Annotated in this window: 12 protein-coding genes and 1 pseudogene; 10 read left to right on the top strand and 3 right to left on the bottom strand. The window is 38.3% G+C overall.

What is annotated here, in order from left to right; translation table 11 throughout:
• The first annotated feature begins 119 nt into the window (after positions 1–119).
• Both hisD and hisC read left to right on the top strand, forming a co-directional pair.
• On the top strand, positions 120–1,421 hold the full coding sequence (gene hisD / locus AC1Z3T_RS15795; RefSeq protein ID WP_100885903.1) for a histidinol dehydrogenase: 1,302 nt from the start codon (positions 120–122) through the stop codon (positions 1,419–1,421).
• 192 nt (positions 1,422–1,613) lie between these two features.
• Complete coding sequence (hisC, locus tag AC1Z3T_RS15790) at positions 1,614–2,711, top strand: histidinol-phosphate transaminase (RefSeq protein ID WP_100885902.1); 1,098 nt, start codon at positions 1,614–1,616, stop codon at positions 2,709–2,711.
• Between the two features lie 112 nt (positions 2,712–2,823).
• Here hisC and AC1Z3T_RS15785 read toward each other — a convergent pair whose 3' ends face one another.
• On the bottom strand, positions 2,824–4,179 hold the full coding sequence (locus tag AC1Z3T_RS15785) for an anthranilate synthase component I family protein (protein WP_042086078.1): 1,356 nt from the start codon (positions 4,177–4,179) through the stop codon (positions 2,824–2,826).
• Between the two features lie 341 nt (positions 4,180–4,520).
• Between AC1Z3T_RS15785 and filA the strand changes: the two genes are divergently transcribed.
• Complete coding sequence (gene filA / locus AC1Z3T_RS15780) at positions 4,521–5,429, top strand: putative pilus system protein FilA (protein ID WP_042086075.1); 909 nt, start codon at positions 4,521–4,523, stop codon at positions 5,427–5,429.
• Here the strand turns inward: filA and AC1Z3T_RS15775 are convergent.
• Positions 5,385–5,513, bottom strand: a pseudogene (locus AC1Z3T_RS15775) (hypothetical protein); the annotation flags it as partial. The gene filA and the pseudogene AC1Z3T_RS15775 overlap by 45 nt on opposite strands.
• A gap of 123 nt (positions 5,514–5,636) precedes the next feature.
• Between AC1Z3T_RS15775 and filB the strand changes: the two are divergent.
• Genes filB through filF form a run of 5 tightly spaced genes read left to right on the top strand, consistent with a single transcriptional unit; the run spans position 5,637 to position 12,676 of the window.
• The gene (gene filB / locus AC1Z3T_RS15770) at positions 5,637–6,470 is read left to right on the top strand and encodes a putative pilus system C39 family peptidase FilB (protein WP_005033675.1); all 834 of its coding nucleotides are present in this window, start codon (positions 5,637–5,639) and stop codon (positions 6,468–6,470) included.
• A 53-nt stretch (positions 6,471–6,523) separates the two neighbouring features.
• Positions 6,524–7,714, top strand: a complete 1,191-nt coding sequence (gene filC, locus AC1Z3T_RS15765) for a putative pilus system protein FilC (RefSeq protein ID WP_100885901.1) — start codon at positions 6,524–6,526, stop codon at positions 7,712–7,714.
• Positions 7,715–7,726: 12 nt separating this feature from the next.
• Positions 7,727–9,391 carry a putative pilus system OmpP1/FadL family transporter FilD gene (gene filD, locus AC1Z3T_RS15760; RefSeq protein WP_042086073.1) on the top strand — a complete coding sequence of 555 codons (1,665 nt, stop codon included), beginning with the start codon at positions 7,727–7,729 and terminating at the stop codon, positions 9,389–9,391.
• Complete coding sequence (filE, locus tag AC1Z3T_RS15755) at positions 9,391–10,722, top strand: putative pilus assembly protein FilE (RefSeq protein ID WP_483396774.1); 1,332 nt, start codon at positions 9,391–9,393, stop codon at positions 10,720–10,722. The genes filD and filE overlap by 1 nt, the downstream gene beginning before the upstream one ends.
• A gap of 10 nt (positions 10,723–10,732) precedes the next feature.
• Complete coding sequence (gene filF, locus AC1Z3T_RS15750; RefSeq protein ID WP_100885899.1) at positions 10,733–12,676, top strand: putative pilus system protein FilF; 1,944 nt, start codon at positions 10,733–10,735, stop codon at positions 12,674–12,676.
• Between the two features lie 89 nt (positions 12,677–12,765).
• Here filF and AC1Z3T_RS15745 read toward each other — a convergent pair whose 3' ends face one another.
• Positions 12,766–13,314 carry an NUDIX hydrolase gene (locus AC1Z3T_RS15745; protein ID WP_100885898.1) on the bottom strand — a complete coding sequence of 183 codons (549 nt, stop codon included), beginning with the start codon at positions 13,312–13,314 and terminating at the stop codon, positions 12,766–12,768.
• 124 nt (positions 13,315–13,438) lie between these two features.
• Between AC1Z3T_RS15745 and AC1Z3T_RS15740 the strand changes: the two genes are divergently transcribed.
• Together AC1Z3T_RS15740 and AC1Z3T_RS15735 are read left to right on the top strand one after the other, a co-directional pair.
• Positions 13,439–14,053 carry a CoA pyrophosphatase gene (locus tag AC1Z3T_RS15740; protein ID WP_004830068.1) on the top strand — a complete coding sequence of 205 codons (615 nt, stop codon included), beginning with the start codon at positions 13,439–13,441 and terminating at the stop codon, positions 14,051–14,053.
• A 53-nt stretch (positions 14,054–14,106) separates the two neighbouring features.
• Positions 14,107–14,640 carry a gamma carbonic anhydrase family protein gene (locus AC1Z3T_RS15735; RefSeq protein ID WP_004830067.1) on the top strand — a complete coding sequence of 178 codons (534 nt, stop codon included), beginning with the start codon at positions 14,107–14,109 and terminating at the stop codon, positions 14,638–14,640.
• Positions 14,641–14,841: the final 201 nt, after the last annotated feature.

The raw sequence follows: 14,841 nt of genomic DNA, 5'->3' as shown, positions 1-14,841 counted from the left end.
TGTATGATCAACAGTATTCCTCATCAGACTTTCCTATCAAACTAAGTTAAATTGACTATGTGATCTTTGCCCACAAGATGTTCAAAACAAGGTAAACTAAATCTTTCTTAAACAACCTTGTGGGTAAATTGATGCGACGTTTATCGACTCAAGAGCAGAACTTTAAACAAGTCTTTGCTGACTTGTTAGCTTTTGAAACAGTGAGTGATCCTGAGCTTTTAAAAACAGTAGACCAAATTATTGCAGATGTGCGTCAGCATGGCGATGCACATGTATTAAAACTCACTCAACAGTTCGATCGACATCCAGCGCATCAATTTTCAGATCTAGAACTGTCACAAACCCAATTGAAAGCTGCATTTGAGGGCTTAACGGTTGAAATTCGTGACGCCTTAGAAATGGCAGCACAACGTATTCGTTCATTTCATCAAGCACAAAAACAAGAAGGTTGGACTTATATTGATGATTTGGGCAATACCTTGGGGCAAAAAGTAACACCTTTAGATCGTGTTGGGATTTATGTTCCAGGTGGTTTGGCATCTTATCCATCTTCTGTGCTGATGAATGCCATACCTGCACATGTTGCTGGCGTACAAGAAATTATCATGGTTGTACCTGCGCCGAATGGTGAATTAAACCCTTTGGTCTTGGCTGCTGCATATCTGGCTGGAGTACATCGTGTATTTACCATTGGAGGTGCTCAAGCAGTTGCAGCATTGGCTTATGGTACAGAAACAATTCCACAGGTGGATAAAATCACTGGACCTGGCAATCGTTTTGTTGCCGCTGCAAAACGTGCGGTTTTTGGTCAAGTGGGAATTGATATGATTGCTGGACCTTCTGAAATTTTAGTGTATGCAGAAGGTGAAAATAATCCAGAGTGGTTGGCGATGGATGTATTGTCACAAGCAGAGCATGATGCTGTTGCACAGGCAATTTTTATTACACCGGATGAGCAGCTTTTAAATGATGTGGAGCTGGCAATTGAAGCGCATTTGGCTGCTTTGCCAAAAGCAGAAATTGCGCGAACATCGATTGCGAATCGTGGTGCTTTGGTTTTGGTTAAAAACCGTCAAGAAGCGATTGATTTAATTAATCAAGTTGCGCCAGAACATTTAGAGTTGTGTTTGGATGAGGCACAATTGATGTCAGAAAGCATTCGCCATGCAGGTGCGATTTTTATGGGACGTTATACACCTGAAGCGATTGGTGATTATTGTGCAGGTCCTAACCATGTATTGCCAACATCAGGCACAGCACGCTTTTCATCACCTTTGGGTGTTTATGATTTCCAGAAACGTTCGAGTTTAATCATGTGTTCTGAGCAGGGGGTTAAACCACTGGCGAAAACAGCAGATCTTCTTGCTCAGCAAGAGGATTTGGATGCACATGCACGATCTGCACGATACCGTTACCAGTAATTAAATTGAATACCTCACTGATCATGTAATACAAATTCCTCTCAAAGCAAAAGAGAGGAAGCTATTTAAAGTAGAGTGCTGGGTCTATAGCATTTATTTTGATAGCTTTGAATTACCTTCTCTCAATGCGCTTTTAGTGAGTTGCACTTAAAGTGGTGTAAGAGACAGATGAGACAAATAAGAGATAAGAAAATGTCAAAGATTCGTCCTGAACAAATGCGTTTTTGGAGTCCTGAGGTACGTGAGTTAGATCCGTATGTCCCAGGAGAACAGCCTACAATTCAAAATTTATTAAAACTGAATACCAATGAAAACCCTTATCCGCCATCGCCGAAAGTGGTTGAAGCGGTTGAAGCTGTTTTGGAAAATTCCGCGGATGCATTACGACTTTATCCAGATCCCGATGCAACTGCATTGAAACAAGCAATTGCTCAACAACAGCATGTCAATATTGCCAATGTTTTTGTCGGCAACGGTTCAGATGAAGTTCTAGCCCATATTTTTAAGGCTTTTTTCGTACAAGATCAGCCTATTTTATATCCAGATATTACCTATAGTTTTTATCCTGTTTATAGTCAGTTTTTTGGGCTTTCTGCTCAAACAAAAATCATTCCTCTAAATGAGCAGTTTGAAATCGTGGTGGATGATTATAAACAGCCTAATGGTGGAATTATTATTACCAATCCAAATGCGCCCACCAGTATTGCATTGGGTTTAGATGCTATTGAAGAAGTTTTACAATCCAATCCAGATGTTGTGGTGGTGATTGATGAGGCTTATGTTGACTTTGGAGCGGAATCTGCGGTACAGCTGGTTGAAAAATATGAGAATTTAGTGGTCTGTCAAACGACTTCAAAATCTCGTTCTTTAGCGGGACTACGCGTTGGATTTGCGATTGCACAGCCACATCTCATTGCAGCATTAGAAGCTGTTAAAAATAGTTTTAACTCCTATCCGATTGATCGTTTTGCCATTGCTGCTGCCGTTGCGTCTTTTGAAGATCAAGAATACTTTGAAGCGCAATGTCAAAAAGTGATTCTCAGTCGCGACAAACTGGTTGCAGACTTAGAAGCGATAGGCTTTAAAGTGCTGCCATCTAAAGCGAATTTTATATTTGCATCTTTACCGTCTAAAGATGCTGGTGAACTTGCACAGGCGTTGCGTGAAAGGGGGATTATTGTCCGTTATTTTAATAAGCCTCGTATTAACCAGTTCTTAAGGATTACGATAGGTACAGATGAGCAAAATCAACGGCTTGTTGATACTTTAAAGCAGGATATCTTGTCTTAACTGTAATTATTGCATGTGGTCGACATGGATGTCGCCTTGCGATCGTGATGAAGATAAAATGGCTGATAGGGAAACAAAAGCCATTTTATTTATATTGAGTGAATCATGCTCGTTAATTTCGTTCCGTGTATTGGTCTTCTGGCTGATACCAAGTATTGAGCAGATCAAGCATTGCGGAAACTTTATCAAAACATTCCTGATATTCAGCATCGCAGTCAGACGCAATGGTGATTCCCCCACCTGCCCATAATGAAATGTCATTTTTATATTTTTGAATCGAACGAATTAAAATATTCCAAGATCCTGTACCATCAAAATTAAAATATCCCAAAGAACCACAATAAGCACCACGCGGAGCACACTCTAACTCTTCAATAATTTGCATTGCTCGAATTTTTGGTGCGCCTGTGATTGAGCCACCTGGTAAAGCTGTTAAGAGTACATCAAATGGATTGACTTCAGGTTTTAATGTTGCTGTGACTTCACTCACCATGTGGTGGACTTGGTTAAAAGACTCAATATTGAAAAGTTTAGGTGTTTTTACTGAACCTGTTTCGGCATATACACTTAAATCATTACGTAACAAATCAACGATCATGACATTTTCTGCCTGATCTTTTTGAGAATGAATTAACCGATCTTTGGATTGTTGATCTAAAACAGGGTCATCATAACGCGGCATCGTGCCTTTGATGGGCTTAGTGATAATTTTACGATCCGCTTTAAAATCAATAAATAATTCAGGTGAACAACTCAGTAACTCAAAATCATCAAGTTTTAAATAACCTGAATAAGGTGCATCAGTCAGTTTCCAAAAACGTTCAGCTGTATCTAAAAGTAAGCCTTGCGCCTTTGCGCTGAACTCTTGTGTCAAATTGATTTGATAGCAATCGCCTGCCTTAATGTATTCTTGAACTTGGGTAAAAGCTCGGGCATAGTCTTGTTTTGTCCACTTCGCTTGACAGAGCGTGTTGAGTTTAAATGTGCTTGGTGCTTGATTTGTATGTAATAGATTCTGTACGAATGTGAAAAATTCTTCTGCACAAGATTCTAAGCTGCAGAAAACTAATTGTTGATTTTCGATGTGAATAAAAGTTTGATATTCACCCATATAAAAATTAGGCTGGGTTCTTGTTGCTGAATCAATATGTTGGGCACTGGCATAATTGTAGTCGATAAATCCAATATAACCTCCTTGAAAATTTTCAACGCTATCCGAAGAGGAGAGTGGATTAAAAGAAAAAAAATGATCGAACTTATTTGTATTTTGATCTTTTTGATAATTGCTAAAGTCAGTTCGTGTATAAGTCTCGTATTGTTGTGAGGTTGAAATACAATACTTTTCAGGTAAGAAGGCGATGACATCTTGCCCTGAATTTTTTAAATAGACACAACCAAAAAGCGAGTGAAGTCGATGTAATACTGTAGCAATGCTGTTTGATGGAAAATGTAATAACTTCCGAAACATAGGGAGATTGAACTCAAAAAGAAAAATTGATTGATTCGGCTATATTCTACCTGAAAACCAAGGTGAAAAAACTGTTTACCGTTTATCGGTTTTATCAACTTTGTGATAAACAGCGGTTGAACAAAAAAATAACATAATGTAGTGAAACTGCTTACCGTTTATCGGTTTCATCTCCTTTTTGATAAACAGCAGTTGAACAAAAAGTAACATACAGTTAATTTAAAAGGGCAAAACGGACTACTCAAGGATTGGTGTTCTAAGTTGTAAAACAACTAAAAACAACAGGGAACTACGGAGAGTGGTTAAAAATGAAAAAAAATGCTCTTGGGAGAGTACGGATTATGAAATTATTTACTAAACTCGCTTTAGTTTCTGCTGTTGCTGTTAGCTCAAATGCAATGGCTCTGCAAGCAATGGATGATGCTGCACTGAGTGCAACCACAGGTCAAGATGGTATCAATGTTGGTATTGATGCTTCTAAAATCGAAATTGCTAAACTACATGTTTTTGATGGTGATGGTTTGGCTGTAAACGCAACAACTGGTGGTTCAGGTAAAGCGGGTGCGATCACTTTAAATAATGTGGTTGTGACCAAGACAGGTACTGGTAATCTAGCTGATTTAGTAATTGATACTGATGGTAGTGCAACAGCTGGAGCAACGGGCAAGCCATTTTTAAACGTAGCGGCAGCAATTAATGCGCTTAAAATTGATTTAGGTAAAATTGAAGTTAATAACGTGACAGGTACGGCGGGAGCTTATAAGCCTGATGCTGGTTCTGCTGAAATTTTAAGTGGTTTAACGGTAAATGTAGGCGCAACAACTGCAAACATTCAATTGGGTAATACACCACAAGGTGCAATGATTAAATTGAATGGTTCAATGATTGGTGGTTTATCAATCAGTAACTTAGCATTTAAAGATGCTTCTGCTGGTGGTGGCGGTTATATCGTTTTAGGTGGCGTAAAAGTAACTGATACAGGTTCAGCAAATTTGGCTTTAGATGCTGATATTGCAGTAACACCACAAGGTTTAGCTGTAACAGCAATGAAAAGTGCAACAGGTACAGATATTTATTTAACTAAAGTCGTGTTGGGTGGTGGTACAGGTTTTGTACCAGGTACTCCAGGAACTGCTGGTACAGGTACAGGTACAGGCTCAATCGGTGATGTTTCGATTACAGGTATGAAATTCTATAACGGTGGTTCAGCTACGCCAAATGGTGTAAAACTGACTATTTCTGGTCACTAATTTAGAATTGATTGGTTGTAAAAAGACGCATGCAGAGCATGCGTTTTTTTTTACAAAAAAACGTCCTAAAAACGACAAAAGTTCAAAAAAAGACTGTTTTTTTTTTCAAAAAACGGTATCTTCTAGTTTCAGGGATGTAGAGTGTTCACTCTAAAAATAAAATCAGCACTTTAGGCAAAATACTGCCGATACTTGATAGTTAAAATTATGTTAGAAATTACTTTAGGTTCGGCATTAATGTACTATTTTGCCAACCACGCACTAGATGTAAAACCCAAGCCAAAGGATGCTGTTTATTATACTGAGCTTGCGGATTCTCGGGACCCATCATTCTCACGAAATCATCGTGAGATGGTACAGATTAAACCTGCTTTAGAAAATCAATTCCGTGGTATCGTCCGTCAGGCATATGACTATAGTTGTGGCTCTGCGGCGCTCACGACATTGCTTAATGGATATGTCGGAACAAATTTAACTGAACAGCAAACCATGGAAGGTTTGTTACGTTTTGGAGAATACAACCGTATTATCGAACGTCGAAGTTTTTCTCTGTTGGATATGAAACGTTTTGTGGCTGCGATTGGTTATGAGAGCGGCGGCTTTAAAGGGGAATTCACAGACTTAATTAATCAAAATCAACCTGTGATTGTGCCTATTTCTTATGCAGGCTTTAAACATTTTGTCGTATTTAAAGCGTATAAAGATGGTCGGGTCTATGTGGCTGACCCTGCATTAGGAAATATTAGTTTTGACCAAGAGCGCTTTAAGCAAGTTTGGGAAAATAATACTTTATTTATGATTAATGCGCCTAAAGACCAACAACGTAATATGTTGGCTTTACAAGAGGCAGATATGCGTCATGTTGATGATGCAACAATTAATCGTTATGCATTGGTAGAGGCTCAATATTCAACAGATTACGTCAATAGATTGGCAGATAAAGCATCAACCATGCGTAAAGTAATTGACCTAGATACCAAGTCAGCAACCTATAATCAGCCAATTACAACTTACCTACGACTCTATTATAAACGTAAGTAAAAGATGGACTAAAAATTACATAACTGAATTGGATTTTTTGGGATAGGAATAATATGAATAATCAATGGATGAAAAGAACTTTAGTTGCAGTGAGTATTCAGTTTGCAATTGGAAGTTTATATGCGGCTGAAACAAATACTGAGGTTGATGCAAGTGCTGAAGCAGCAGTAGATCAAGCTGTTCCAGCTAAAGAAGATGTACAGATTAATAAAGATGAAACAAAATCTTTAGCACCAAAGTCAGGCTCTCAAGCGGCTGAAGCATTACAAAAGAAAGAAGGGGATGCTTCTCAGGAAACCAACTTACAAGAAGTTTTTACATCCAATGAGCGGCAATATTCCTTAATTAAAAAAGGTGAAATATCAACTTTCTATGATTTGGATTATTCATATTATCGCGATTCACAACTGAATTTGGGGATTAATGAAGGTACTGCTTACCAACTTCGTGTAGACGAGGATGCAAGTCATACCATTACCAATACCTTTACGGCGCAATATGGCGTTCGAGATAATTTAACCTTTACCGCCTCTCTCCCTTTTATCGCAAAATCAGATAGTTTAAAAGATGCAACTGCCGCAGGTTTAGGGGATATTAACTTTGGAGCACGTTGGGAACCGTTCCCACTTAAAGCTGGTCGTTTACCACTGATTTTATTTGGTAGTGTATCGACAAAAACAGGGGATAGCCCATACGAAATTAACCCGAATACAGATCTCTCCACAGGTAAGGGCTATTATTCTGTCGGTTTCGGTGCAAGTACCCGAAAATATATTGACCCTGTTGTATTATTTGCCTCTGTTTCGGCTAACTATGGATTTAAAGAAACTGGTCTAAACCAAGTGCGTGGGGGGGGAAATGCCAATGGTCAGGGTGGTCAGCAGCTCGGTCAACGGGTTTTAGAAGAGTTTGATCCAGGAGTGACAGGCGGATTCTCTTTCGGTTTTGCGTATTCATTTAACTATGATGTATCTATGACTATGTCATATCAACAATCATTTAACATGAATACCTCCTTTACCTATCAGGCAAATCCAGCAACCCCTGAAAAGGGGCGTGAAAAATATGATGCTGCGAATCAATCAAGTGGTATGTTCTCGATTGCTTTAGGTGTGCGTGTCAATCCTGAAACCATTGTGAATGGTACATTGGGAATTGGTCTAACTGAGGATTCACCAGATATTTCACTTGGATTGTCCTTCCCATTAGATATTATTGGCTTTGGTAAGAAAAAAGCTCGCTAAGGAGTGTAAGGTATGAAAAACATACGTTTGCGCCCATTAGTAACAGCAATTTTATTAACAGGGTGTTCAACTCAAGTATTTGCACATTTAGGGCTTAACCTATCTGTAGATATACGTTCATTGACGATGGGGAATGCTGTTACTGCAGACCCTCCAGGAATTAGTGCAATTCATTTTAACCCGGCTGGATTGACGAAACTTAAAGGTCTACAGACCGACGTACAAGGTATCATTGCAAACTTTGATGTTCAACGAGAGTTTTCTGCACCGCCAGGTTATAACGTATTTGGTTATTCTGATGATCCTTTAATCTGTAATGATGCACCTGATAATCCATCCAGCTTATGTACAGACTATAAAGACTCTGTACGTGGTGACGTTGAATATGCAAGTTTATACATTCCTATTTTAAAGAAAGTTGTAGATTTGGGACCTGGATGGCCGGTATTGGCGCCTACTGGTGGAGTTTCATATAATCCGCCAGGTTCAAAATTAACCTATGCAACCGCAGCTTACGCACCGATGGTGGCAGGATTTGGTTCAGAAGATAAAAATCCCGGCAACTTTATGGGACAACAGGTTGCCATTGAACGTATTACATATTTATCACCTTCTGTTGCATATCAAGTCAATGATCAACTCTCTTTGGGAGCTTCGATTGGGATGTCATATAATGCCATGGCATTAAAGACGGACTTACGCTTCCCCAATGAAATGATTGGCGTATTACGAATGGTGGATGAGTCTGTTTGTGGACCATTCCGAAATAACTCCAATATGATCACGGATCTTTTGCTGTTTGGTATTTGTAATGCCAATGAGGGTATGAATCCTTTTGGTCAGTTCGGGAAAATGCAGGTTTCTTTAGAACAAAGTCTGAGTCCAAGCTATAACTTGGGTTTAATGTGGGAGCCAACTGAAAACTTTGGTTTTGGTATGGTCTATCAAAGCTCGGCAAAAATGCGTATGAAAGGTAAATATTTTATTGATAATGCCAACGCGCCAAGAGAACTGATTAAAGGCTTAAACTCATCTGCGACGGGGCAGATCCTTGCTGCGATTCTTGGGTTTCCAGGTTATATACCACCAACAGAATCTGGTTTGATCGCAATGGATTTAGAATATCCAGCACATTTCCAAGCAGGGATAAAATATAAGGTTTTACCTGATTTACAAGTGAATTTCGATGTTGGGTGGACAGACTTTAAAGCGTGGGAAAAATTCCAATTTGAGTTTGATCGCCAAATTTCAGCATTAAAAATTGCTAAACTTTTATCCAATCAAGTCACAGACACTTCATTGGCTTTCCCGCTTGGCTTTAAATCACCATGGAGCTGGGGAATTGGTGTTGAGTATTCAGCCAATGACCGTTTAAAACTCCGAGCAGGTTATGAACCTCGTGCCAGTGCGATTCCGGATGATAAACGAAATACTATGGTGCCGATCAATAATGCTCAATTATTCGGTTTAGGTTTAGGTTACCGTTTTGATGAAGATACGGATATTGATTTATCTGTGGGCTTCTTACGTAGCCGAGATAATATTCCTGCAAATACTAGTAGTTTAGCGAATAAAACAGGGGTAGATAATTTACTGCTCAACCCATATGCTGGATTGAATGTAAAAACAAATACCAAAGTCACAATTCTAGGGATTAACTACAGAACGAGATGGTAATGCATTTAAAAGCTGAGAAAAAAATAGTTTTGACTTCTTTGTGGCTGGTAATTGGTATGAGCTTAGCCACATCAGCTTGCTATGCATCCAGTTTCTATACCATTATCGGACCTGATGGGCATCCGATGATTATCCAAAAACCTGAATCATCAACAAAATCTGAAACCAAACAAAAAAATAATGAAAAGAATGAAAATAAAACTGAAAAATCTATTGAGGCTATTCAACCTCAATCCAGCACAACACAAAATAAAAATGTGACTCAACCTGAGCGCTTTCCTACAAGTGCACCAGAGCCAAAAAAATCTGTGATACCTTTAACTAAGCATTCATCAGAAATCCAAACAAGACCGCAAGAAACTGTTAAGGTTTCACCACAACCACAACCACAACCACAACCACAACCACAACCACAACCACAACCACAACCACAACCACAACAAACTGTTTCGTCATCAGTACCGCCAGATGAACAAGAAAAAACAGCTGTAGCTGTTCCAGAAACCAAAACTGCTGAAATAGCTAAATCACAACATGAAGCTAAACAAGTCGAAAAACAACAAAAGAGTTTAACGACTCAGAACTCACAAATTTCCAAAGCTGCGCTTAAAACGCAGAGTATTCAAGAAACTGAAGACAAAAACTTCACCATCATTGATGGTGAAAAGTATGTGAATAATGAATATCTGGAAGATCGTGAATTTAATCTCGAGGGAAAAAAGCGATTTTATATGACCCCAGAGATTGGTGCAGTACATGGGCGTTATGAAACAATTGAACGACAAAAGGGACTGAGTACAAGTCTCTTAAACCGTATTCGAGGCAATCCAGATGCTGACGAAAAAAAGCCAGTCGTGCTATCTTCAACTTATTTCCGATTACCTAAAGACGAAGTGGTTCATAATTTAGAACAAGCTTGTTTTACAGGTAAAAAAATACTTAAAGCAAAAGGTTTATCACTTAAAAATCAAGAGATTGGTTTATGGCCTGTTGCGCCGATTAAAGCGCATTTTGCTTATGAAGTGGTGAAATTAGATGCTCAGGTACAAAATATACTTTTGACCTCCTACGCATCCTCTTCTAAGACACAAACCTACTATTGGCCTTTAGTTGTATTTTTAGATGAACAAGGCTGTGTCATTGAAGGTGTCAGTGGCTTTAAAAATGAAGAATCACACGACAACAACTTACAATATGCCGCAATGGAAGGTGTGTTGAGAAAACCAGAAAAAGCGACTTATCTATTTTTAACACCATTATCCTCAGCTATAGATGTTGAAAATAAACAGTTAACAAATCATGGACAAATTAAGCTGAGTGTTATTCAGTAAGGACGAGATTATGAAAAAAAGAGTATTAGCCCCTTTCGTTTTAACGAGTTTAGGTTTAGCACTTACTGGTTGTGGTGGTGAAAGTTCAACAGTCAATGAAGATCCTTACAAAGGTATCGTCACTTATACCAATGGCTGTGATGCATCTTATGAAAAATGTTTAGGTTTTTATGTCGATTATCCAGTGACTGGATTAAATTTTGATTGTAGTACAGATACTCGAAATCATTTCAACACCAAATTAGAAGGTGGTTTGGCTTCTGGCGGTTGTTTAATTGGTGATAAGGCAAAATTTTATATTCAGGGTTCTCAATCAGAACGTAAAATTGTTTTGGGGGATGTAGATTTAAATAAAATTCGTCCATTAAAGGTGAGGGGACAACCTGCTGCGATTGGTTTGATTGATATCGCAAGTGCCATGACAGGCAAAACACCTGCCAGTATGGATATGAATGATGATACTTTTAAAGTCATGGTTGGCTTGGTTCGTGTTTTCCAAGCGATTGGTGTAGAGCAAAATAACAACCAAGTTGGAGATATTCAGCCAATCGAGTTATCTGATAATTTAAAAAATAACCTGAAAGATTTACCAGCAGATATTGGTGTTGCTGATTTTCTTGATGGTAGCTATATAGAAAAATTAAAACCATGGCTTAATCTTGAAACGGTCGATAACGATTCGGCACAATTAACAGCACAGCGTTTGATTCAACAGTCGCTAGTTAATATTTACTCTACAAACTTCCTGATTTTTAGTGGAGCAAATGTTGATATCCAAGGCTTTACAGGGAAGAGTGACTTAAATACGAAGAACGAATCGATAGCCAATATGTATCTCGTGACGGACCGCCAAGGCTATACGACAGGTTATGCGATGCAATGGATAGGTGTTCCGCAAAAAGTCGAAGGTAGCACCATTGCTGATTCATTGTTAAAGTTCCTGTTACTCAATCAAGTGGTTCCACAAAAATTAGATGTCAATCCACAGCAAGGTTGGATCAGTCCATTCACTCGAAAAATCAGCAATCCATTGATATTCAAAAAAGATCAAACAACAACAGATCAACTGAGCATTTATCAAGGTACATTACTGAACAATACCAATGTAGCTGGTACGGAATATATGTATAAACGTGCGACTGGTGCGACCACTGCTCCGACAGATACGACAGTTTATGGTAAGTGGCGTCAGACATTCAATGGGGATCAGCTTTCAGGTGGTATTGATATTTATAAAACCAATCCTGCGAACTATCTAGATCGAAGAGTTTTCATGACGAAAAATACAGTAAAAACAGGAGAAAAATATTACTTCCCACTGTATGCCAATATTACATTTACGTTTACGAATCCTGAAGTTAATCCAAATACTCAAACCCTAGGTATTGTGATTGATGAAAATGGGGATATCCGTACTAATCTTGGTCGAAATGGTACTTTAAATTCAAATACCTGTGCGGATGTCGATCCAAGCACTTACATTGATAAAGAAACAGGTGTTCAACAATATCGACTGGGTACAACAGGGACTGCTTATATTAATGGGGATATTGAAAAATCAATTACACTGCGTATGATTTTAGCCAATCCTATTTTTGGAAGTCTTGATGGTGCTTTAGTGGGATTAAATGAAAAATTGGTCGTTACCCCTACGAGTGGGACTACCAATGATGACTTAAATAAAGCTTCAGTCTCTTCGGGCGGTATTCGTTTAAACCTTCAACGATTAATTAATGAACAAAATACATCTAGTGGGGTGAATATAACCAGTTGGGATGGAGACAAAACAATTCAGGCAACTTGGGTCAATTTACAAGCGGTTTATCAGGCAATCTATAACAATACAGATACTAATAAAGATAAGCTTACTACAGAACAAAAAGAGTTAGCGAAGCGTCAGCAAGGGACCCTATCGGTAAGTTTGCCACAGTGTTATACAGTGAAAACAAAATAATCTCATTGCGCTAAAAAAATCCCCCAATTGAGATTGGGGGATTTTTTTTAGCTCTCTATATAATTGACTATCAATAAATTAATTTTTAATCAACCTGTTTGGTCGAGACGTGTTCCTAATGTTTCTAAGTGTATTGGGAAGATATTATTTTTCCGATCTTCAAAATAATGACGTAATGTACGTTCAACGCTTGGAAATGCTAAATCATTCCAAGGGATTTCATGTTCTTCAAATAATCGGCTTTCGAGTGTTTCTTCTCCAGCACCAAAAAAACCATCTTTAATTTGTGTTTTAAACAACACATAAATCTGCCCAATGCGTGGAATATTATACATACAGTACAATTGTTCGATTTCTACTTCTGCTTCTGATTCTTCACGTGTTTCACGTGCTGCACCTTGCTCCATGGTTTCAAACAGTTCCATATACCCAGCAGGTAATGTCCAAAGCCCATAGCGAGGTTCTATTGCACGGCGACAAAGTAAAACTTTATCTTCCCAAAGGGCAAGTGCGCCGCAAATAACTTTAGGGTTGACATAATGAATAGTGCCACAGTGTGTACAAACTTTACGGATTTTTTGATCACCTAAAGGAATTTTTTCGATTGTCGAATGACCACAAGCACTGCAAAAACTCATAAGCTTCATTGAAAATGTGAGATAACTCAGCATAACTGAAAAATTCTACTTTCGCATCATTTATAGCCTTATCCATAAAATTTCATATATGATAGAAAGAGAACAAAAATATTGAGTGAGATACATGCAGGATCATGAGTTAACACAAATATTGCAAAACAGATTACGTTTTGGCAGAAGAACATTTCCTGCCAATGCTGCGGTTCTGATTGCAATTACTCAGGAAGCTGATCCTAAAATTTTGTTGACCAGACGTTCTGCATATCTATCAAACCATGCCGGTGAAGTTTCATTTCCGGGTGGTAAGCGTGACCCGAATGATACCAGTAATATTGTTGTGGCTTTACGTGAAGCTTGGGAAGAAACTGCGTTAAATCCTTTTGATGTCAAGCTGATTGGTGATTTACCCATGGAGCGAGCAAAAAGCGGAATTACGGTGAAACCTGTGGTGGGGTTAATTCCACCTGATATTCAATTGATTCCACAACCGACTGAAATAGATCGTATTTTTTATGCACCGATTAAAAAAATGATGGAATCACAACCGATTCCTTATGAAGTGCGATTGGCACATCAATCCGTATATTTTCCTAGCCTGCGAATCGAAAATGAAATTATTTGGGGTTTAACGGCTAGAATTCTAATTTCATTATTTAAATATGGATTGGATTATCAGAAAAACTGGCCATTTTTATTGAATTCTCCATCATTTAAATCTCAAATCTTTAATCGAAAATAAGTTTTATATCTGAAAGTATTGTTACAGGGAAAAATTGAAAGGAATATCACGCGATGATGTATAAATTTAAAGGACTGGCACCTAAAGCGTTACATGAGCCTTTTGATGGTTGGGTTGCTGATAATGCAACTGTAATTGGTCAAGTTGAGTTGGGACAACAAGTCAGTGTTTGGTTTGGTGCCGTTATTCGTGCGGATAATGCGAAAATTCATGTAGGGAATTTTAGTAATGTTCAAGAGAACGCAGTGTTACACACTGATGCAGGTATTGAATTACACGTTGGCGATTATGTGACTATTGGACATCAAGCAATGCTGCATGGTTGTACCATCGGTGAGAATAGTTTGATTGGTATCAATGCAGTGGTTTTAAATCATGCTGTGATTGGTAAAAACTGTATTATCGGTGCCAATAGCTTGATTCCTGAAGGTAAAGTCATTCCGGATAATTCTTTGGTGGTGGGTTCTCCAGGAAAAGTCATTCGAACTTTAGATGAAAATGCAGCTAATTTATTAAAAATGAGTGCAATGCATTATGCCTCACACTATAAAGATTTTATCAATTTAGAAGAGTTTAAGTTTGATTAGCATGGTTGTTTCAAAGTGAATAGCGTCATTTAAAAATGAATAATGTCTTTGAATAAGGCTTTATTTTTTTCGGGCGAGGGGTACATGCTGTACTCTCGCCTCAATACTTATCCCATTAAGAAAAATTACATAACATAAATAAATTGCTTTCATCGCCTTATATTTTAAGAAAATTTAATCAGTTTGCTTAAGTCGTATCCA

Source organism: Acinetobacter sp. B-6 (assembly GCF_056930735.1).
This window is presented reverse-complemented; position numbering and strand designations above follow the sequence as displayed.